Source organism: Vibrio sp. 10N.261.46.E11 (assembly GCF_041472735.1).
GTDB lineage: Bacteria > Pseudomonadota > Gammaproteobacteria > Enterobacterales > Vibrionaceae > Vibrio.
This window is the reverse complement of the sequence record NZ_JBFRQW010000060.1, coordinates 15549-35829: the sequence shown is the minus strand read 5'-3', so window position 1 is coordinate 35829 and position 20281 is coordinate 15549. Positions and strand designations below refer to the sequence as shown.

At 41.0% G+C, this 20281-nt stretch carries 20 protein-coding genes; 7 read left to right on the top strand and 13 right to left on the bottom strand.

Annotated elements, in window-relative coordinates; all coding sequences use genetic code 11:
• Positions 1–372: 372 nt before the first annotated feature.
• Both AB4407_RS17830 and hemB read right to left on the bottom strand, forming a co-directional pair.
• Complete coding sequence (locus AB4407_RS17830) at positions 373–813, bottom strand: GNAT family N-acetyltransferase (protein ID WP_372121495.1); 441 nt, start codon at positions 811–813, stop codon at positions 373–375.
• A gap of 81 nt (positions 814–894) precedes the next feature.
• Complete coding sequence (hemB, locus tag AB4407_RS17825; RefSeq protein WP_372121494.1) at positions 895–1938, bottom strand: porphobilinogen synthase; 1044 nt, start codon at positions 1936–1938, stop codon at positions 895–897.
• A 208-nt stretch (positions 1939–2146) separates the two neighbouring features.
• Here hemB and AB4407_RS17820 point away from each other — a divergent pair, with 208 nt between their 5' ends.
• Positions 2147–2908, top strand: a complete 762-nt coding sequence (locus AB4407_RS17820) for a TatD family hydrolase (RefSeq protein ID WP_372121493.1) — start codon at positions 2147–2149, stop codon at positions 2906–2908.
• A 288-nt stretch (positions 2909–3196) separates the two neighbouring features.
• Here the strand turns inward: AB4407_RS17820 and tatC are convergent, their stop codons facing one another.
• From tatC to rmuC, 7 genes are all read right to left on the bottom strand, one after another.
• Positions 3197–3952, bottom strand: coding sequence for a twin-arginine translocase subunit TatC (gene tatC / locus AB4407_RS17815; RefSeq protein WP_372121492.1), 756 nt, complete (start codon positions 3950–3952; stop codon positions 3197–3199).
• A gap of 148 nt (positions 3953–4100) precedes the next feature.
• The gene (gene tatB, locus AB4407_RS17810; protein WP_004735566.1) at positions 4101–4508 is read right to left on the bottom strand and encodes a Sec-independent protein translocase protein TatB; all 408 of its coding nucleotides are present in this window, start codon (positions 4506–4508) and stop codon (positions 4101–4103) included.
• Positions 4509–4511: 3 nt separating this feature from the next.
• Complete coding sequence (tatA, locus tag AB4407_RS17805) at positions 4512–4766, bottom strand: Sec-independent protein translocase subunit TatA (RefSeq protein ID WP_009848052.1); 255 nt, start codon at positions 4764–4766, stop codon at positions 4512–4514.
• 54 nt (positions 4767–4820) lie between these two features.
• Positions 4821–6455, bottom strand: coding sequence for a ubiquinone biosynthesis regulatory protein kinase UbiB (gene ubiB / locus AB4407_RS17800; protein ID WP_048661277.1), 1635 nt, complete (start codon positions 6453–6455; stop codon positions 4821–4823).
• Positions 6452–7057: an SCP2 domain-containing protein gene (locus AB4407_RS17795; protein WP_102432214.1), complete on the bottom strand. Its 606-nt coding sequence runs from the start codon at positions 7055–7057 to the stop codon at positions 6452–6454. Before AB4407_RS17795 ends, ubiB begins: the two co-directional genes overlap by 4 nt.
• Before the next feature lie 98 nt (positions 7058–7155).
• Complete coding sequence (ubiE, locus tag AB4407_RS17790) at positions 7156–7935, bottom strand: bifunctional demethylmenaquinone methyltransferase/2-methoxy-6-polyprenyl-1,4-benzoquinol methylase UbiE (protein ID WP_026012235.1); 780 nt, start codon at positions 7933–7935, stop codon at positions 7156–7158.
• 65 nt (positions 7936–8000) lie between these two features.
• Positions 8001–9533 carry a DNA recombination protein RmuC gene (rmuC, locus tag AB4407_RS17785; protein ID WP_372121491.1) on the bottom strand — a complete coding sequence of 511 codons (1533 nt, stop codon included), beginning with the start codon at positions 9531–9533 and terminating at the stop codon, positions 8001–8003.
• Positions 9534–9671: 138 nt separating this feature from the next.
• Between rmuC and AB4407_RS17780 the strand changes: the two genes are divergently transcribed.
• The 3 genes from AB4407_RS17780 (at position 9672) to AB4407_RS17770 (ending at position 13246) form a co-directional block, all read left to right on the top strand.
• Complete coding sequence (locus tag AB4407_RS17780; protein ID WP_372121490.1) at positions 9672–10565, top strand: DMT family transporter; 894 nt, start codon at positions 9672–9674, stop codon at positions 10563–10565.
• 573 nt (positions 10566–11138) lie between these two features.
• Entirely contained in the window at positions 11139–12056 is a 918-nt protein-coding gene (locus tag AB4407_RS17775) for a serine/threonine protein kinase (protein WP_372121489.1), read from the top strand.
• Positions 12057–12058: 2 nt separating this feature from the next.
• On the top strand, positions 12059–13246 hold the full coding sequence (locus tag AB4407_RS17770) for a hypothetical protein (protein ID WP_372121488.1): 1188 nt from the start codon (positions 12059–12061) through the stop codon (positions 13244–13246).
• A gap of 35 nt (positions 13247–13281) precedes the next feature.
• Here AB4407_RS17770 and AB4407_RS17765 read toward each other — a convergent pair whose 3' ends face one another.
• Positions 13282–13980, bottom strand: coding sequence for a hypothetical protein (locus tag AB4407_RS17765; RefSeq protein ID WP_193846803.1), 699 nt, complete (start codon positions 13978–13980; stop codon positions 13282–13284).
• Positions 13981–14061: 81 nt separating this feature from the next.
• Here AB4407_RS17765 and AB4407_RS17760 point away from each other — a divergent pair, with 81 nt between their 5' ends.
• Together AB4407_RS17760 and AB4407_RS17755 are read left to right on the top strand one after the other, a co-directional pair.
• Positions 14062–14820, top strand: a complete 759-nt coding sequence (locus tag AB4407_RS17760; RefSeq protein ID WP_372121487.1) for a metallophosphoesterase — start codon at positions 14062–14064, stop codon at positions 14818–14820.
• 455 nt (positions 14821–15275) lie between these two features.
• Positions 15276–16958, top strand: coding sequence for a DUF262 domain-containing protein (locus tag AB4407_RS17755; protein WP_193846805.1), 1683 nt, complete (start codon positions 15276–15278; stop codon positions 16956–16958).
• Between the two features lie 268 nt (positions 16959–17226).
• On the opposite strand, the gene AB4407_RS17750 is transcribed toward AB4407_RS17755, so the two are convergent.
• Entirely contained in the window at positions 17227–17562 is a 336-nt protein-coding gene (locus AB4407_RS17750; protein ID WP_372121486.1) for a hypothetical protein, read from the bottom strand.
• A gap of 500 nt (positions 17563–18062) precedes the next feature.
• On the opposite strand from AB4407_RS17750, the gene AB4407_RS17745 reads away from it, so the two are divergent.
• Positions 18063–19097, top strand: a complete 1035-nt coding sequence (locus tag AB4407_RS17745; protein WP_372121485.1) for an IS481 family transposase — start codon at positions 18063–18065, stop codon at positions 19095–19097.
• A 39-nt stretch (positions 19098–19136) separates the two neighbouring features.
• On the opposite strand, the gene AB4407_RS17740 is transcribed toward AB4407_RS17745, so the two are convergent.
• Positions 19137–19730 carry a hypothetical protein gene (locus tag AB4407_RS17740; protein WP_372121484.1) on the bottom strand — a complete coding sequence of 198 codons (594 nt, stop codon included), beginning with the start codon at positions 19728–19730 and terminating at the stop codon, positions 19137–19139.
• Positions 19723–20223, bottom strand: coding sequence for a hypothetical protein (locus AB4407_RS17735; protein ID WP_372121483.1), 501 nt, complete (start codon positions 20221–20223; stop codon positions 19723–19725). The genes AB4407_RS17740 and AB4407_RS17735 overlap by 8 nt, the downstream gene beginning before the upstream one ends.
• Positions 20224–20281: the final 58 nt, after the last annotated feature.

The window sequence follows — 20281 nt, the reverse complement described above, 5'->3', positions numbered from 1 at the left end:
TTCATAAAAAAACGTGCCACTAAATATGCATATTGTTGAGTTGGAGGTATAAAAAAAGCGACACCCGAAGATGTCGCCTAGCAAAAACTGGTAAAGCCATTCAAATTGAATACCACAGCTTTACCTAAAAGCTATAAATTACACTGGAAGCAATGTGAGCAATGTCGTGTCAAAAAGAACTTAGTACAAGTTCGCGAGAATTCTGTTGGGTAACCAAGTTGATACTTGAGTACTTAACATCCTTGTGAACATTTCCTCATTCCCTAAGACAGGTTTAATAATAATGATTCTCATTTGATAGTCAACAACTAAATGATAATAAATCTCATTAAATTCATTTTAAATGATTTATCCCCCCGATAAAGCAAATCATTAAGCTGATAATTGCTTCACGAAATGGATTCGATTTTCATTAATATCTTCTTTTTCTTCCAGTTTTTCTATTCGATATCCATTTTTCAATAGTAAACACAGCATCGCGGGAAACTGGTTACGAGATTTTACTTTCAGCTGCTCATAACCCCGCTCTTGTGCCCACAGCTCCTGAACATCTAATTGAGCTTGTGCGACCCCCTTATTTCTTGCAAGCGGTGACACACCTCCAAACCAACTATAGAAAGTATTTGAGTTAATCTCATAACCAATTTTAAAGCCGAGTAACACGTTCGCCTCTTCAGCCACTAAGATCAGGCTATTTTTCCCTTCAAGCCGAGCTGTCAGTGAAGCGACACTCTCTTTTCTAGCAAACTCAGAGATCTGCTCGACAACAGACACAACCTCTTCCAGAGAACCTTCACGTACGATGACTGACATCTTCTTCCATCCTCATAAGTAAAAGGGCTGACACAATGGCCAACCCTTTTACTGAATATCACTTAAGTTAACGTTAAGTTGTTACTTTTCTTTTAAGTGCTTGGCTGCTTGTGCATTGTCTTCAGCAAGCCACTCTGCCACATCTTTAGCAAAGTAAGTCAGAATGCCATCAGCACCAGCACGCTTAAAGCACAACAGTGATTCCATGACGGTGTCGCGTTCTTTCAGCCAACCGTTTTGAATTGCTGCTTTGTGCATCGCATACTCACCAGACACTTGGTAAGCATACGTTGGTGCTTGAAGTTCATGTTTCACACGACGCACGATGTCTAAGTAAGGCATGCCTGGCTTAACCATCACCATATCCGCACCTTCATTAAGATCCATCGCCACTTCGTGAATTGCTTCATCGCTGTTTGCAGGATCCATCTGGTAGTTCTTCTTGTTACCACCTTTCAGGTTCGAAGCACTGCCGACTGCGTCGCGGAATGGACCGTAATAGCACGATGCGTATTTCGCAGAGTACGCCATAATCTGAGTGTGAATATGGCCGGCTTCTTCTAGCGCCTCACGGATTTTACCAATACGACCGTCCATCATGTCCGACGGAGCAACCACATCTGCACCGGCTTCAGCATGCGATAACGCTTGCTTGATCAGGACTTCAGTGGTCTCATCGTTCATCACGTAGCCATTTTCATCGATGATACCGTCTTGGCCGTGTGTGGTGAACGGGTCTAGTGCTACATCAGTGATAACACCAATGTTTGGCACATGTTCTTTTAAAGAGCGTACTGCACGCTGAACCAAACCTTCAGAGTTATGGGCCTCAGCTGCACATAAACTTTTAGCATCTTGGTTCACGACTGGAAATAGAGCAATCGCAGGAACACCCAGTTTAGACAGGTAATCCGCTTCCTCAAGCATAAGGTCGATCGACAGGCGTTCAACACCCGGCATTGACTCTACAGGCTCGCGGCGGTCTTTACCCATCAGGATAAACATTGGGTAGATTAGATCATCCACAGACAATTGATTTTCTGCCATTAGGCGACGGCTAAAGTCGTGCTTACGCATACGGCGCATACGACGACCTGGGAATTGACCTTGAATTGAAACAGACACTAGATTCTCCTTGCCTAGTCTAAGCACCGAAATACTTAGATATGAAAAGTGCTAAATACAGGCAAAAGCATATCACTGATGGCTCAGGACGCTAGCAGTAAAATATAAAACCCACTCAAAAACAGGGAGAAATGGCAAAAAATGACCTTCTCCTCACACTGCCGTATACTCATGACAACTCAGTAAAGACCGCTTTCAGGACAAAACAATGATCGACACCCATGCTCATATTTACGCGAGCGAATTTGATGAAGACCGCGAGCAAGTTGTAGAGCGCGCACTGGCTCTAGGGATTGATACTATTCTATTGCCGAACATCGACTTAGAATCTATCGAGCCAATGCTAGCGACGGAAGCTCAGTTTCCGAATGTGTGCCGTTCAATGATGGGCTTACACCCTTGTTATGTGGATGGAAATATTGAAGAAACACTAAAGACCATTCGCGCTTGGTTCGACAAGCATAACTTCGTCGCCGTGGGTGAGATTGGTATCGACCTGTACTGGGATAAAACCTTCAAAGCCGAACAAGAAATGGCTTTCGTGACTCAGCTAAAGTGGGCAAAAGAGCTCGATCTACCGGTGGTGATCCACACACGTGATTCCATTGAAGAGACGCTTGCCCTACTTCGCAAAGAACAAGATGGCAGCTTACGTGGGGTATTCCATTGTTTTGGCAGCAGCTTAGAGGAAGCTCAAGCGATCAATGCGTTAGGTTTTCACTTAGGTTTAGGCGGCGTTTCGACCTTTAAGAACTCAGGGATGGACAAGGTAATCCCACATCTTGATATGAATTACGTCATCCTAGAGACAGATTGCCCTTATTTAGCACCAACACCAAATCGCGGTAAACGCAATGAACCCGCATACACAGAGTTAGTAGCAAAGCGCATCGCCGAATTGCGTGGAATTACCCTTGAAGAAGTCGAAAACATAACCAGCACAAATGCTAAGGCATTGTTTAATCTATGATGAATCTATTAATAAGTAATTATTACGGATTTATCCTGAATTTATTTGAGAAAGCTAAGTGATATGTATAGTATCAACCACCTGCATATGGAGGTAGTTGATTATGTGTGACCATTCACAACACTTACAACGTCAACATCGAACCCTATGGCATAAGATTTTGGGCATCAAAGAGCTCTATATATGTCAGAACTGTGGCTATCAGTTAAAGATTCGATAAACAGACATAATAAAAAAGCGGCCCTAGGCCGCTTTTTTATTATGTGATTCTTACTGAAGCATTCCGAATTAAGACTCAGCTTCTTCCTCTTCATCCGCATCTGGCTTACGCGTATAAAAACGTGCGAAGAACAGACCAATCTCAAACAGAATACACATTGGAATCGCCAACAGTGTCTGTGAGATCATATCTGGTGGTGTCAACATCATACCGATGATGAAAGCACCTACGACGATGTAAGGACGCTTTTCAGATAGAGATTGAGGCGTTGTCGCCCCCGTCCAACATAGCAAGATAATCGCAACGGGCACTTCAAAGGCAATACCAAAAGCAAAGAACAGCGCGAGTACAAAATCAAGATAGCTTGAGATGTCGGTTGCGAACTCTACCCCCCCTAATGATATGGCCGTAAAAAAGCCAAATACCAACGGGAATACAATGAAGTAAGCGAACGCCACACCACAGTAAAACAGCAATGAACTTGAAGCCAATAGCGGCATGACCAAGCGTTTTTCATGCTTGTATAAACCCGGAGCAACAAAAGCCCAAACCTGATACAAAATAAACGGAACCGCGAGGAATATAGACGCGATCAAGGTTAATTTCAGTGGTGTGAAAAATGGCGATGCAACATCCGTTGCGATCATCGTCGCCCCTTCAGGCAGACGATCTACCAAAGGTGCTGATACGAATTCATAAATATCATTAGCAAAATAAATTAGCCCGACAAATATCACTAGAACGGCGACAATCGCGCGTAGTAGGCGATTACGTAATTCTAGAAGATGGCTAATTAAAGGCTGTGTCTGCTCAGTCGAAGACATGTCAAACCTCTTAAACAGGAAGATCGAAAAGGAGCCGCGCACCTATCTATCCAGTTGAATTGGTATCCACTTGAATAGTTATCTACTTGAATAGCTATCGATTTAAACATCTAGCGACTCAAGCATCTGGCGACTCCTCCTTGCGAGACTATTCGGCTTTCTTATCTGACGGTGCTGAAGCTTCGCTGTTGACCTGAATGGTTTCAGATTCCACAGTTTCCGTGACACTAGGTTCAGTCTCACTTGGCTTATCAGACTCAGGCTTAGCGTACGGACGTTGAACTTGAGCAGCGGCCTGCTTGAGTTCATCGACTGACGCTTTTAGGTCTGGAGATAAATCTTCCATACCCATTTTTTCCGCCTTGCGTAGGTTTTCTTGCAGCTCTTGCACCTTAAGCTCGTGAGAAAGTTCATCTTTCACACTGTTTGCCATGCTTTTCGCTTGTCCAACAAACTTGGAAATACTACGAATCGCCACGGGCAAACGCTCAGGTCCTAAAACCACTAACCCAACGACAGATATTAATACCAGTTCCCAAAAACCGATATCAAACACGATTTACGCCTGCTCTTTGTCTTTCTTTGTTTCAGCAGTTGTTTCAGCGCTAGCTTCTGTCTTCTGCTGTTCAATATTCTTTGGTTCGAAGTCTGCGTCTTTCTTATCTGCAGGCTTATCTTCATCGCTCATTGCTTTTTTGAAGCCTTTCACCGCTGAACCTAAGTCACCACCCATGCCGCGCAGTTTCTTTGTTCCGAAAAGTAAAATTACAATTACAGCAATGATTAGAAGTTGCCAAATACTGATACCACCCATTGTCATTGTCCTCGGGTCTGTCTACACATAAAAAATATTAAGAGAGTCTACTGTCTAACGACGGTAAGCTCGCCAACTAAGCAACCAAAATGTGACACCTGCGATGCCACAGCCCATAGATAGCTGCTCATAAGGGCTTGAAACTAATATTGCGGAGCATACGACTAAAGTGGCTCCAACGCCAAACAAAAACTTTCCAGTTGCTTGCTGACGCTTACTATCTCTATAGCCTTGATAAAGCTGATCCATTCTGTGGTTCATCGCTTTACCTTGGCGCAAGCTGTCATAAAGTAGCTCTGGCAGCTCTGGCAGTTTTTCTGCCCAGAATGGCGCGCGCTCTTTTACTGCGTTAATCACAGCTTGCGGCCCCACCTGATTCATCATCCAGGTTTCAAGGAAAGGCTTGGCGGTTGCCCACAAATCAAGCTGCGGATACAACTGGCGGCCTAGGCCTTCCACATACAACAAGGTCTTCTGCAGAAGCACCAACTGAGGTTGAACCTCCATGTTGAAACGTCTTGCTGTATTAAATAAGTTTAGCAACACATGGCCAAATGAGATCTCGCCAAGTGGTTTTGCAAAAATTGGCTCACACACCATGCGAATCGCGAACTCAAAGTCGTTGACGTTGGTGTCGTGTGGCACCCACCCCGAATCCACGTGCAGCTCAGCGACTTTACGATAATCTCGGTTGAAGAAAGCCAGCAGGTTTTCTGCTAAATAACGCTTATCTTCACTGTTGAGTGTGCCGACAATGCCACAATCCAAACCAATCCACTGAGGGTTATCTGGATTTTCAGGGTTAACGAATACGTTGCCTGGGTGCATGTCTGCATGAAAAAAGCTGTCTCGGAATACTTGGGTAAAGAAGACCGTCACGCCACGTTCCGCGAGCAATTTCATGTTGGTGCCGTTGGCGTTTAGCGTTTCAATATCTGAAACCTGAATACCATAGATTCGCTCTGACACCATCAAGGTTTCACTGCTTAAATCAGGGATAACCTCTGGAACATACAGCTCTTCACTGCCTTCAAAATTACGTCGAAGTTGAATCGCATTGGCCGCCTCGCGGCGCAGGTCTAGTTCATCAAGTAAGGTTTTCTCGTACTCATGAACCACCTCAACAGGTTTCAAACGACGTGCTTCAGGAAGCGACTTAGCGACTATACGCGCCATTCGGTGCATCAGTTTTAGATCTGCGTCAATCACCGGGCGAATATCAGGTCGAATTACCTTGAGAACAATCTCACGACCGCTCTCTTTAAGCTTTGCGGTATGCACCTGAGCGATAGAAGCAGAAGCCAGAGGCTCGATATCAAAGTCGGTAAACCAGTTATCTAAACTGCCACCGAGCGCCTTCTCCATATCTTGTTTAGCCAATTGACCATCGAATGGCGCAACTTGGTCTTGCAACAGTGCCAGTTGATCGGCGATATGAGGAGGGAACAAATCGCGACGCGTCGACATCATCTGTCCGAACTTGATCCACACAGGCCCAAGTTCTTGCAGCGCGAGACGTAAGCGATGACCCAACTCTTTATCTTGATGCTTGTTCTTAAGCCAAAACAGCGACTTTCGCGCCAGCAAAGGGGCTTTGGTCAATTGGTGCTCTGGCATCAACTCATCAAGGCCATATTCCAACTGTACCTTGATAATATGATAAAGACGTTTCAGTTCTGTTGGGGTCATGCTTTCTCCAACAGAGCGTTCAACTTAGCTTCAAGACGTGCTGCAGAGCTTTTCACGTCATCAACCTGATCGCAAAAGTGCGCGACTTCTAATGGCGCTGGTGCGATCTTCCACTCTTCAGTCAGAACTTGAGCAACATGGCTTTGATGTTTGCTGGCTTGCTTTGCCACAAAACCACCGACGTTTTTAACGCCTTGGACCAAGGTATGAGCAACCACATCACCTGTTACGCGCGATAACCACTCTTCCAAGTCAGGCTTGCAGTCTGTCATCAGTTGAGCAAATTTCTGAGCCAGTTGAATATCACCCTCTAAGATCAGCTTATCTTGCTTGATCAGCTTGGTGATGTTCGATTGCTCACGCAGTTCCGGTAACACTGATAAATTCAAAGATAGGTAGCAATCAGGCTGCCCTTCGTATTCTGACAACACATCAATCTGTTGGCTGAAAACGAAAGTGAGTGTTTTATTCAACTCTTTCAAATTGACTTGAATGATCTGCCCCTTTAAACGAGACAAACGACGAACCAAAGCTGGATCATCGTTCACGAAAGTATTTAAAGAGGTTTCAATAACCGCGGTTACCAATGGATCAAATGGCATGACTGTCCTTACCTTTGAAAACGGATAAGCCTTAACCTATCCGTTCTATCTTTATTCTTATTGTTTAGCACGCTCAGTGAGCCTGCTACCAAGTTCGACTAGAACTTGTAACCGCGGTGCAGCGCAACAATGCCGCCCGTTAGGTTGAAGTATTTAGTATTTTCAAAACCCGCTTCTTGCATCATGCCTTCCAAAGTCTCTTGATTTGGGTGCATGCGGATAGACTCTGCAAGGTAACGGTAGCTGTCTGCGTCGTTAGCAATCAGCTCACCCATTTTTGGCAATAGGTGGAAAGAGTATGCGTCGTAAACCTTTGATAGTGGCTCAAGCACTGGCTTAGAAAACTCAAGAACCAACAGACGGCCACCCGGCTTAAGTACGCGGTACATAGAACGCAGCGCTTGGTCTTTATCGGTTACGTTACGCAGACAGAAGCTGATGGTAATGCAATCGAAGTAGTTATCTGGGAATGGCAACTCTTCAGCGTTCGCTTGTACGTAGTGTACGTTGCCAACAATGCCACTATCACGCAGCTTATCACGGCCAACATTCAGCATTGAGTTGTTGATATCAGCAAGAACCACGTGGCCTTTTTCACCAACGATACGCGAGAATTTCGCAGTAAGGTCGCCAGTACCGCCACCAAGGTCTAGGATACGTTGACCCGGGCGTACGCCACTACAATCAATCGTGAATCGCTTCCACAAGCGGTGAACACCACCCGACATTAAGTCATTCATGATGTCGTATTTAGCGGCTACAGAGTGAAATACCTCTGCTACTTTCGCGACTTTTTCGTCTTTTGCGACTGTTTCGAAACCAAAGTGTGTGGTTTCTGACTCTACTGCTGAATTTGTCTGCACGCTTGTGTCCATAATGCTGTTATCTACCATGGTAAGTTCTCATCGACAGCGCTCTTTGTATTTAGAGGCGCTGCGGCCGATTAGTTTACTTTATCCTCAGCGGGTTGTCTTTCTACTAAGGAGGCATTTTCTGAAAAAGCCTCATTTTGAGCGATTTCCGCCAAGCCAACCGAGATAGGTTTCTTCACCTCAACACCCAATTGCTTAAAGCTTTCTGCCTGACGAATCACGTTACCACGCCCTGTGACTAGCTTATTCATTGCACCTTGGTAGCTTTGGTTGGCTCTGTCTAATGAGCTACCCAGACCTTCCATATCATCCACAAACAAGCGTAATTTGTCGTAAAGTTTGCTCGCTCGCTCTGCAATGATTTGTGCATTCTGGTTCTGTCTTTCGTTGCGCCACAGGTTATCAATGGTACGCAGTGCCACCAGCAGAGTGGTTGGGCTAACCAAGATAATGTTTTGCTCCATCGCGTCTTTAACCAAGCTAGGATCGGCTTGAATCGCCACTTGGAATGCAGGCTCAACTGGGATAAACATCAACACATAATCCAGGCTCTGGATGCCTTTGAGCTGATGGTAATCTTTCTGACTCAAACCCTTAATATGAGCGCGCAGCGACACCAAGTGATCACGCAGTGCTGCATCACGCTGTTGATCGGTTTCAGCATTGAAGTAGCGCTCAAACGCGACCAACGCCATTTTCGAATCGACTACTACTTGCTTATCTTGTGGTAAGTGGACAATCACATCGGGTTGATAACGCTTGCCGGCATCGTTTTGCAGGTTCACTTGCGTTTGGTATTCATGCCCTTCTCGCAAGCCTGATTCAGCAAGCACACGCGCCAGCACCACTTCACCCCAGTTACCTTGTTGTTTGTTATCGCCCTTTAGTGCTTGAGTCAGGTTAACCGCTTCACGCGTCATGCTTTCATTAAGGCGCTGCAGGTTTTTAAGCTCATGCACTAAGGTGTGGCGCTCTTTGGCTTCTTGGCTAAAGCTATCGTTAACCTGTTTCTTAAAGCCTTCCAACTGCTCTCTTAGTGGAGACAACAAACCTTCTAGGCTCTGCTTGTTCTGCTGATCGACCTTGGCGGTTTTACTCTCAAAAAGTTGGTTCGCTAACAATTCAAACTGCTGCTTAAGTCGAGATTCAGCTTGTTCTAGCAACTGCAGCTTTTCGCTATTGGCGAGGTTTTCTTGATCATGCCTTGCTTCTTGTTCGCGCAGCTCGGCTTCTAATTCAGACTTATGATCCTTAAGCACATTGATCTCATCAGCGTACTGCTGGCGCTCTTGCTTTACTGCCTCAAAGTAGCGCAGCTTTTCCATCGCAGCCATCACCTTACCGTGTGCTTGCTTGAGCTCGAATGCCGCTTTGTCTCGGTCATCATCTAACTCATTGAGTTCTTGTTGCGCCTCTGCGAGTGATGATTTGAGCTGAGCTTGCTGAGATTCATGCAACAAACGATCGGACTCTAGTTGCTGCTCGAGCAATCGCTGCTGAAAAGAGAACTTCTGTTTGATCCACCAACCCACGACACCGCCGCTGACGAGCGCGCCAGAAATTGCAGCGATAAGCGTTGCCTGATGTTCGATAATCCATTGCATGATAATGATTTAGCCTAATTGGGAATAACTCATTAAATGGTATTTTGATACTGGATAAATGTCCAGTTTGCCGTATTAAAATTCGACAGATAGACTAAGCGCTCCCTATTCTGCCCCATCAAATTAGAATGAGTTGCTATGAACGAACGTCGTGCCTTGGGCTTTGGCCTTGCTGCGGTATTACTGTGGTCAACAGTCGCTACTGCTTTTAAGCTGACCCTTGCTGAGTTTTCACCGATTCAAATGCTGACCATCGCCAGCATTGTGTCGTCGATTGCGCTGATCGCCGTTTGCGCGTTTCAAGGTAAGCTTTCTCAACTGAGTACCACGTTTCTTTCAAACCCTTGGTATTACTTACTGCTCGGTTTGGTGAATCCTCTAGCCTACTACCTGATTCTATTCAAAGCCTACGACTTGTTGCCTGCATCTCAAGCACAAGCCATCAACTACAGTTGGGCGATCACGCTGACTCTAATGGCAGCGGTTTTTCTAGGGCAAAAGATTCGTAAACAAGATTGGGTGGCGTGTACCTTCAGCTATGCGGGTGTGGTAGTTATTGCCACCAAAGGCGATGTGCTAGGCATGCAGTTCGATAGCCCACTCGGTGTGGCCTTGGCTCTGCTTTCAACATTGCTTTGGGCAGGCTACTGGATTCTCAATACCAAAAATAAAGCTGACCCGGTTGTTGGCGTACTGCTTGGTTTCTTAGTGGCACTGCCATTCGCAATTGGTTTAACCCTTTACGAAGGCGAGAGCTTTAGCCAAATCACAGCGAAAGGTTGGATGGCCGTGACTTATGTTGGCCTGTTCGAGATGGGAATTACCTTTGTCTTGTGGCTATCAGCACTCAAGCTAACCAACAATACGGCACGTATCAGCAATCTAATTTTTGCCTCACCATTTATCTCGCTAATGCTACTTTCAACCATTATTGGCGAAGAGATTCACCCAGCGACACTGTTTGGTTTACTGCTAATTATTGCTGGTTTGGTGATTCAACAGATCAAGTTTTCAAAAAACAAAGCTGCGTAAATAAGAGCGAAAAGACTCGATTGATCGCGAAAACCATCAATTGAATGACTTTTAACGCTAAGCTAGATACAAAAATGGCGAGTCGTATGACTCGCCATTTTTATGTAATTTAAAATCTATGGGAAAACTTGTGCAGCAACAATAGAGTTTGCCCGTAAGAGAAACATGAGACAATACTGTTTGCCCGTAGCGCTCCGTTATAAAAACGTTAATAGACCAAAGAAAAGGTAATTTTTGTAGTTAATTTCACTCCAGACGAGTTTCGATTAGCAGAAGTATTGGCTAAATGAACTACCTCTATTCGCTAACATTCATCATGGCTGAAAAATAAAAATTAGCATTCAAATTCCAGAGGATGGGACATTTGCTAAAAGTGCTCTAATGAACGCCTAAGTCAGCAACAAAGAACATGGATTAAGCAATCCAAGCATCTCTCTAACATGATGTACATCAACTTCTTTCAAGTTTGTTTGATTCTCCAAGACCATAACCGACTAATTATCTTGAGATAAACCTAAACATATATAATCATGAATGCATGTAATACCTCACACATATTAAAGGGAGATAGATTTGTTAGAAGATTCGCAATCATTACGCCTCTTTATAGCGGAGATCTTACCAAGTTTTAGAATAGACAACGTTGTAAAAAAGAAATCAGGGCAAAGAGTTGTATACTTTGGAGCTGTTGATAAACCATCTGATGACTTACCAATCGATTCCAATCAATGGGGAGAAGTCGTACTAAAAATTTCTGAAATGAACACACGATCAGCAATTGCATATGTTCAAAAAGAAACAGAAATATTGTCACAGCTAAACAGCTCTTCCTATCCCAAATCACTTTACGGTGAAGTTATAACTCATGACCCATTTACCGAAGAAGCTCTATCTCCACTTATTTACATCAGCATAGAAGAGAGAATACAAGGCGTCCCCCTTACTGAGATTATTCATCACTACAACACAGCTCCAAAAGTCATTGACTTCCTTCTTCAGTGTACTAATTCTTTAAAAAGCTTGTGGCTCCACCCTCAAAAGCTCATTCATAGGGATTTAAAACCAGATAATATTCTCATAAAAAATGACAGTAGCATATCTATCATAGATCTTGGTTTATTGAGAGAGCAAGGTGATAAGGGGGTAACAAATAGCTTTGCTGCTTTTGGACCTTGTACTCCGTCGTATGGCAGTCCGGAGCAAATCCTCAACGAAAAACGAAATATCTCCTTCAAAAGTGACATGTTTTCACTAGGTATCATTGCTTATGAAATGCTTTCTGGATACCACCCATTTATTGAACTTAATGGAAGTAATTTAATAGATGAGATCTTTGAGCGGGTATGCTCTCATGACCCAGAGCACTTATCAACGAAAGGTATTCCATTAGACCTAGCTAACACCATTGAAAAAATGATTAGTAAAGAACCCTATAGAAGACATAGAACACCGCAACTTTTGATTAACGAACTATTAAGCATAAAGGAATAATCATGGCAATAAGCTTATTACATCAAGCGGGACACAATTCTAATTGGAATAGAGAGTCTTTCACAAAAGATAATGTTGGAGATGGCATCATTTATAGCCCTGTCCATGATGATTTTAATAGAATTAATGGTTTCAGCAAAAACTTAAAGACAACATCTCTATTTGACCCTCAATTTTACTTACCAAACTCTGCAAAACCCAAGTTTAAAACTTATGATTTCTTCCCAAATACTATTATGAACGAGCATCTAGGCAGCGGGTTTTCAACGATTGACTATTCGGTAGTCGCTCTAGAGTCAGCAAGAAGGTGCGTGAAATTTCAATTAGAACAAGATTTCGGAAAGCTACTTATTCCAACAAGAGCATTCGAACACTTTGATCCTAATTACATAGAAAGTCAATCTGAAGCTTTTGTAAATCCATTTCTTACTGCCATTGCGGAAAATAACGCGATTGGAAAGAAAGAAATATTTCTAACAGTTCCAATTACATCACACATGCTTAATATTGAAAGCTATAAAAATAACATTCTAAACTGGATAACTAGTTACCCAGAAATTGACGGAATATATCTAATCTGCCAACATGATAGAAAAACAAAACAAATTCTTGATACGTCATTTCTCGTAAATTACATGAACATAATTGAATCAACGTGTGAAACGGGATTAAAGGTAACTGTTGGATATACAAACACTGAATCTTTGCTATATTCATTATGCGGTGAGATATCTCTAACTGTGGGGGCGTTTGAAAATACAAGGATATTTTCATTAGATAAATTTGTCGTATCTGATGAGGGGAAACGAGGACCAAAGCCTAGAATCTACATTCCAAAATTAATGAATTGGATTCTATTTGAAGAGGCAAAACTAATTAAACAATATGATGAAAGCTTATGGAATGATATCTATACAGAAACAGCATATTCAAGAGATGCGTTCTCGAAAACGAAAGATCCAGCATTTAATACACCTACATTGTACAAGCATTATTTTAAAACATTCAGTGAACAAGTTGCCAATTTAAGTAACCTAACAATAGACCAAAGAAATATAACTCTTAATCATTGGTTAGATAATGCTACTAACTACTACAACAGAATTAGCGACATATTAATTCTTGATAATAACAGCTCAGATAAACATATCCTCCCTTGGAAAAACTCAATTAAATTATTTAGCAAGTAGTTAAAACAAGCCATTGTGGTAACAATGGCTTGTTTTTAATTAATTATTCTTTGAGCTAAAATAGTATTAGCTTTCCAATAAGCGATCTCTGATTTATGTATATCTATCTTAGGCCTAAAAAACACTTCATAACACGTATCTGTAGAAAATGTTGCCAAACCAATATTAAACTTTTGAAAAATATCTATATTTGCTAATGCTGGTTTTACATTTTTTTTATCGAGTAACACCCATGACTCATGAGAAAACGTTTTATACCGACTAGCCTGCCAAAGAGCACGCTTCCAATTTTTTAATTTTGCTTCAATAGCAACTATCTTATTGCTTACAGGTTTAGGTTGCTTTAACTTAACAAAAAGATTATCTCTTTTTTCTACACAATAGCCAGCTTCAACAAACTGTTTTAATGCCGCTTTTGCAGCTTGTGTTGATGCACCAGAGATCTCAACAATATCTTCAAGAGAAAAATTCTTTCTGTAAGGCAATGATTTTAGTGTATAAGCCCAACTAGGGTTTATCTTGGACAAGCTATACACTTCAACATCTCGAGACTTAAAAAGTACAGCATCAGCGACCCCAAACCCACAATCAAACTCCAGCTCCAACTTCAAATTTTTTGAACTGTTTGACAGAACAAGCTCCTCAAAGCCTTTAACTAGCTCCAACTCACTTGCAAACGGAGATACAAATTGCTCGGTACTATTATTATTACATTTAGATATCGCTATGTTCATCGTGTTTTTAAGTCATTGACGAAATTTTTATATGTTCTATTATAGTGTGTTCAGGGTAAAATTACCACGAGATTGTTAAAGTTGAATAAAATTAACAAGTTGCACAATATACGCATGTATGAACGGTTTAATAAAAACAGCCTTGGAAACGACTATTTTGTGGGCGACATTCATGGGGAGTATGATTTATTAATTTTACTTTTAAATCATATTAATTTTGATTCCAACAAAGATAGATTATTTTCTGTTGGCGATGTATGTGATAGAGGACCAAAATCAATCGAGTGCATTGAGCTATCAAGATCCAGCTGGTTCTTTCCTGTTATAGGAAATCATGAGTCTTTTATTCTAGATTTTAACAATGATAATATTTATGCAAACAAAATCTGGCGCATGAATGGGGGAGATTGGTGGTTTGATTTAGATAAAAATAAACAAAAAGATCTAAAGAAAACAATTAATGATAACTTTACTTTCTCTCTCGAAGTACAATCTGACTTTGGCAATGTAGGGTTAGTTCATTCTAATTACCCACATTCAACGTGGCCTATAACAAATATAAACAAAAGCCAAATAGACACAAAAAGAATATTATGGGGTAGAAATTCAGATCAACCTAAAATACCAGAACTAGACCTACTAATTACCGGACACACACCACAAAAAAAACCTAATTACAATGGATTCAACCTAAACATTGATACAGGAAGTGGATATCAGCCAAATGAAAAAATTTACAAGCCATCATTAACAATCTGCAATATATACAACAGGAAATTCAACTTTTTCTCAGCTTATTCTGGAGAGGTATCAATGTATACCATGGGCGAAGATTGTTAATTTATCGAAGTATAATTAAGTAGAGAAAGGAAAATGAGATAACATCATAGAATCCTAACAACGTAAAATAGAAGTCCTTTCAATTTTTAGCCTCCATTTCATATCTATCTGCTTCTATAAAGCTATTTACAATCACTCTACTTGTCATAATCCTTTTATATAAATTATATAGTTCTCTTTTCCTTTTCCCAGAAATAGCAAAGGCTCTATCTAGGGTTCCTCACTAAGAATAAACTTGGATTCAGGACATCATTTCCGGGTACAGCCTCCCCTCTAAAAGGTTACGCAATGTCGAAAGACAATAAAGATTGATCACTTTTGCTCTTGAAACTGGTAGTTTTGGACATAAATTAGTTTCAATATACAATTTCGTCATATGGATTAAAGATAAAACATGATAGTGACTCATATATAGGATAATATCTTTACATCAATGACTTATATGGGAACTTCGTATGGCAAAGCAGTTTATGTTAATGGAACCAAAAAATGAGAATTTTAATGAGTTAATTGGTGGCTCAAGTAAATACTTAGTTCCTAGATTCCAACGTGATTACGCTTGGGATATTGAACAATGGGAAGATCTTTGGAATGACATAAATGCCCTAGACGAAGAAGGCTTCCATTACATGGGCTATATAGTTTTGCAACAAACAGAGCAGTATCAGTTTGAAGTGATTGACGGCCAGCAGAGGTTAGTGACACTTTCATTAATTGTTCTCGCTGCAATGAAGGCTCTTTCAGATATGATTGATAGAGGTGAAGATGAAGCTGATAACAAGGAAAGACTTGATGAACTTACCAAGAAGTTTGTTGGTAATAAAAATCTAGTTTCATTAAAAGTTGTCAGTAAACTAGAATTAAATCGAAATAATAACAGATACTTCCAGAAGATATGCTCGACTCTCGAAGCTCCAAACCATCGGGGGATCACATCTACAAATAAGCTAATTAGAAAATGTTTTGACTTCTTTAGCACAAAAGAGTTCGGCACTACTGGTGCTGACATTGCTCAGTTCATAATGAAGTTCTCCTCTGCAATGATCTTTACAAAGATTATTGTGCAAGACGATTTAAACGCATACAAAGTTTTTGAAACTCTTAATGCGCGTGGGGTTCAACTCTCAACACCAGATCTATTAAAAAACTATTTGTTTTCAATAGTTACTAAAAACAGCGACATTGAAGATGAAGAGTTAGACGACTTGGATGAGAATTGGTCTGAGCTAATTGCTCAGTTAGGTGAAAGTAATGTGTCAGATTTTGTCCGATACCATCATAACTCGCATAGAAAAATGGTCACTAAAAAAGAGCTTTTTTCATCTATGCGTAGAGTTGTTACTAACCCTCCAGAGGCTTACGCTTATCTTAAAGAGCTAATCGAGTATGCCCCGATTTATGCGTCACTCATAAACCCTAGTGATTCATGGTGGGTTGAACAACCCCAAGTGTATAGAGATGCGCTTAAGTTCTTAGTTGGTATTAGGTTGTTCAATATTAAACAACCACTAGCTGTTCTACTCCCTGCATTTAAGCACTTCACACCAGAAGAGTTTGTAAAAACTGTTAAATATTTATACGTTCTGTCTATTCGATATAACGTGATTTGTCATTTGTCGCCAAGTGAACAAGAATCGCTCTATAACCAAATAGCAATAAAAGTATCAGGAAAAGAGTATAAAAGAGCAAGTCATATAAAGAATAGTGAAGAGTTCAAGAGATTATACCCAAATGACGATACGTTCTTTAATGCTTTTGAATTTCATCGAATGCCAAGTAGGCAAACAGCGAAGAAAATTAGGTTCCTGCTTGCTGAGATTGAAAATCATCTTGGATTCCATTGTGACTTTAATAAAACAACGTTGGAACATATTTGTCCTTATAACCCAGAACAGCAATGGGTGGACAGCTTCGGTGAAGGTATAAATGATGTTAAAGATCGTCTGGGTAATATGCTCCTACTTGATAAAGATGACTTGAAACGGGCAACTTTTGAACAAAAGAAAGATACCTATGATAAAGCTCAATACCATTTGGCTCAGAAAGTCACTGAATACGCAGAATGGAATTTAGACACCGTTAATGAACAACAAAAATGGATGGCTGAGCAAGCGGTTCAGACGTGGCGTATTGACTAAGAACACGACACATAGCATAGATAAATAGAAGTCCTATTTTTGTGGGAACTATCAGCCCCAAACACGTTTTGGGGCAGAGATAATTTACGAAACAACTTGTTTTGCAATTTAGCCAACAAGTTGCTGAAAATATAAATTTTTCAACAACTCAGGTTGTCGTCGACCCCCTAGCAATCGACGTTAGAAAAGGATGTATCCGAGTATTAATCCCGCAACCATTATAATGATACTGGTTAATGTCATATTGTTGTCAACCCATGCATCAAGCTTACTCATTTAAAGCTCCTCTTTCTTTTCTAATCAAATCAAAACCATGTTCAATACCATAAATTACTTCACGTAAGAGTGTCTTATTGGGTGAGTTCAAATGAGCAATAACCCGACCAATTTCATTACCCAAGTCACAAAGCTCAATATCCCCATCAGGAAGGCTATCAAACGATAACTTGAGGTTTGAAAGAAAAATATCAGGGTTCACAAAATCTGAACTAGGCTCATTGCTAACCTCATTTCGATTAGCAATGAAATCATCAGTAACCCGTTCTTCCTTGTCGGTGAAAGACACCCAATCAGGCTCTTTTTCGGTCAACTTTTTCTTGCTCATCGCTACAACCTGACAGAATATTTAGTTTAGTTGCAGTATAGCAAAATCAGCTAGACTGCCGTTAGAACGAATTCGCTGAAACAAATTTTGGGGCATTCGAGGTAGAAAGAACCACGGATAAGAATTCAGCCTATGACGATTTTGGACAGAAATGAGTTTCGAGAAATCGAACATTAGCAAATTAATGGATAACTCTTTAGTGGCTCAATAGACTCTAAAAATGATCAATCTTTATTGTTTCAGTCAGACTTCATTACCCTTGTCAGCGCTCATGTAAAAGCATGCCTGCTACATCATTATATACGCTACCGCCATTAACACGTAGAGCAAGGGTTTCCTATTAAGGTGGATAAGATTAATACTGCTTTTGAGACACTAAAAATAACCTAACATGTATTAGTTCAGACTAGATCTGACACTTCAATTTGAAAAGAAGAGAGTTACCCACTTTGATTAAAGGTGCTTAGTCATCAATCAAAGACAAATAAGAGGTAACTCTCATGCATCATACTAGCAATCCAATCATTAAACACAAAGCTGGGCTTCTCAATCTTGCAGAAGAGCTTGGTAATGTATCTAGAGCCTGCAAGGTTATGGGGGTCTCTCGAGACACGTTTTATCGCTATCAAGAGTTAGTTGAAACTGGCGGTATTGATGCTCTGATTAATCAGAGCAGAAGAACACCAAACTTAAAGAACCGAGTCGATAGTGAAACTGAACAAGCCGTCCTAAAATACGCCATCGACTTTCCTGCTCATGGGCAAGTTAGAACAAGCAATGAACTGCGTAAACTGGGGGTCTTTATCTCTCCAAGTGGCGTGCGCTCAATCTGGCTTCGCAATGACCTAGAAAACTTCAAAAAACGCCTCATAGCCTTAGAAAAACAAGTTGCTGAGAACGGTATCATTCTAACGGAAGAGCAAGTCGCTGCTCTCGAACGCAAGAAGCATGATGATGAAGCTTGTGGTGAGACCGCACACCCAGGCTATCTAGGCTCTCAAGACACATTCTATGTTGGCAACCTTAAAGGTGTTGGGCGTATCTATCAGCAGACGTTCGTTGATACCTACAGCAAAATAGCTTTCGCAAAGCTCTACACGACAAAAACACCAATCACCGCAGCAGATATGTTGAATGACAAAGTTCTGCCGTTCTTCGAGAATCATGAACTTCCAGTGTTGAGAATCTTGACAGACCGAGGAACTGAATACTGTGGCCGTGTTGATCAGCATGACTATCAACTCTATCTGGCCATTAATGATATCGACCACACAAAAACAAAAGCAATGTCACCACAAACAAACGGTATCTGCGAGCGCTTCCACAAGACTATATTAAATGAGTTCTACCAAGTAACATTCAGAAAGAAACTGTATGGATCAATGGAAGAGTTGCAGAAAGATCTGGACGAATGGATGGACTACTACAACAATCATCGTACCCATCAAGGAAAAATGTGCTGCGGCCGAACGCCAATCGAGACATTAGAGGATGGAAAATCAATCTGGGCTGAAAAGAATCTAGCCCAGATATAATCTGACAGGCACCAAGTCGAAAAGCGGGTAACTGTCAGATCAGGTCTGAATTAGTACACCTAACATCCGATTTTTGTTTATGATATCGGGCAGTTCTAAAGTAACGTCACAATAGGTTTTAGAAAAGGTATAATTGACATATCGGCTCTTAAAAGATGAAAGCTCTCGATGAGTAATAACAGAGCTAGAAACACAATATAGTCCGAAATCACCTTGCAAAGTGCATCGTGAACAATCTTTATCCTGAACTTTCAATGCTGATATTGGCACCTTTCTTTTAGAAAAGACATCTACAAAAATCGAAAACCTCTGTGTACTAACTTCAACAAATTTTCTTAACTCATTTGGTAAATGCTTGGACATTTCTTCAAAAGCAAATTCCCAGTACTCTTCCCCATAGATAAATGCCATGTAAACCCCTGAGTCGGTGTATAGATAACTTAAATCAAGTTTGCTCTCCTCTACGGAGTCTATGTACCTATATGGTTTTGCAAATCTACGTAACCAGGCCCTAAACTCTTCCTTTAAGCATGGCATCATTGGCCCTTCAATCCATTGAAAATATTTGAAAAAGTGACGCTCTTCACTAGTGTTATCTTCAACATTGTTACAGTCACCTTGTAAATTAGGCACATTCCGCCCGCTTAGTAATAACCTTAGAGACTCCGCTGTTTTTTTTTCTGGTCGATTCAGGTAATACACATAAGTCAGCCTCGTGAATGCTACATTGAAAAGCATTAATCCAGTGAGCTTTTAAATAGCCAAAGCCATTTTTAATGACCGAATCCTCTATACAAAATTCACAATATCGAATTGAATGTTTTCCCTTTCTATACACGATAGAATCAGGTGGCTTTGAACCAAAAATATCAACTATAGGAAATCGCAAATATTGCGGAGATTCAAACAAGCCTAACGGTTTTCCTAATCCGCTACGATATATTAAGCTAATTAGTTCTAGATCGGGGACACTACTTAATAGATAGCAATAGGATTCTGGCCATCTGGGGGAACCGAGCCAATAACCATTGGCTCCTAACAGGCATGACAGCTCAGGTTCCAAACCATAGACTTCCGCCACTCGAAAAAGAAAGCTGTAAAGCGATTCATCTTTTTGTAAGAACATTGAAAAATACTCTGCAAAGATCCATTCATAATATAGGGTTACTTAAAACGAGATATAT

Coding starts and splice junctions, on each gene's coding strand:
- AB4407_RS17830 (WP_372121495.1), bottom strand. CDS start 813: ATGTCAGTCATCGTACGTGAAGGTTCTCTGGAAGAGGTTGTGTCTGTT.
- AB4407_RS17820 (WP_372121493.1), top strand. CDS start 2,147: ATGATCGACACCCATGCTCATATTTACGCGAGCGAATTTGATGAAGAC.
- tatC (WP_372121492.1), bottom strand. CDS start 3,952: ATGTCTTCGACTGAGCAGACACAGCCTTTAATTAGCCATCTTCTAGAA.
- tatA (WP_009848052.1), bottom strand. CDS start 4,766: ATGGGTGGTATCAGTATTTGGCAACTTCTAATCATTGCTGTAATTGTA.
- ubiB (WP_048661277.1), bottom strand. CDS start 6,455: ATGACCCCAACAGAACTGAAACGTCTTTATCATATTATCAAGGTACAG.
- AB4407_RS17795 (WP_102432214.1), bottom strand. CDS start 7,057: ATGCCATTTGATCCATTGGTAACCGCGGTTATTGAAACCTCTTTAAAT.
- rmuC (WP_372121491.1), bottom strand. CDS start 9,533: ATGCAATGGATTATCGAACATCAGGCAACGCTTATCGCTGCAATTTCT.
- AB4407_RS17780 (WP_372121490.1), top strand. CDS start 9,672: ATGAACGAACGTCGTGCCTTGGGCTTTGGCCTTGCTGCGGTATTACTG.
- AB4407_RS17770 (WP_372121488.1), top strand. CDS start 12,059: ATGGCAATAAGCTTATTACATCAAGCGGGACACAATTCTAATTGGAAT.
- AB4407_RS17765 (WP_193846803.1), bottom strand. CDS start 13,980: ATGAACATAGCGATATCTAAATGTAATAATAATAGTACCGAGCAATTT.
- AB4407_RS17755 (WP_193846805.1), top strand. CDS start 15,276: ATGGCAAAGCAGTTTATGTTAATGGAACCAAAAAATGAGAATTTTAAT.
- AB4407_RS17750 (WP_372121486.1), bottom strand. CDS start 17,562: ATGAGCAAGAAAAAGTTGACCGAAAAAGAGCCTGATTGGGTGTCTTTC.
- AB4407_RS17745 (WP_372121485.1), top strand. CDS start 18,063: ATGCATCATACTAGCAATCCAATCATTAAACACAAAGCTGGGCTTCTC.
- AB4407_RS17735 (WP_372121483.1), bottom strand. CDS start 20,223: ATGTTCTTACAAAAAGATGAATCGCTTTACAGCTTTCTTTTTCGAGTG.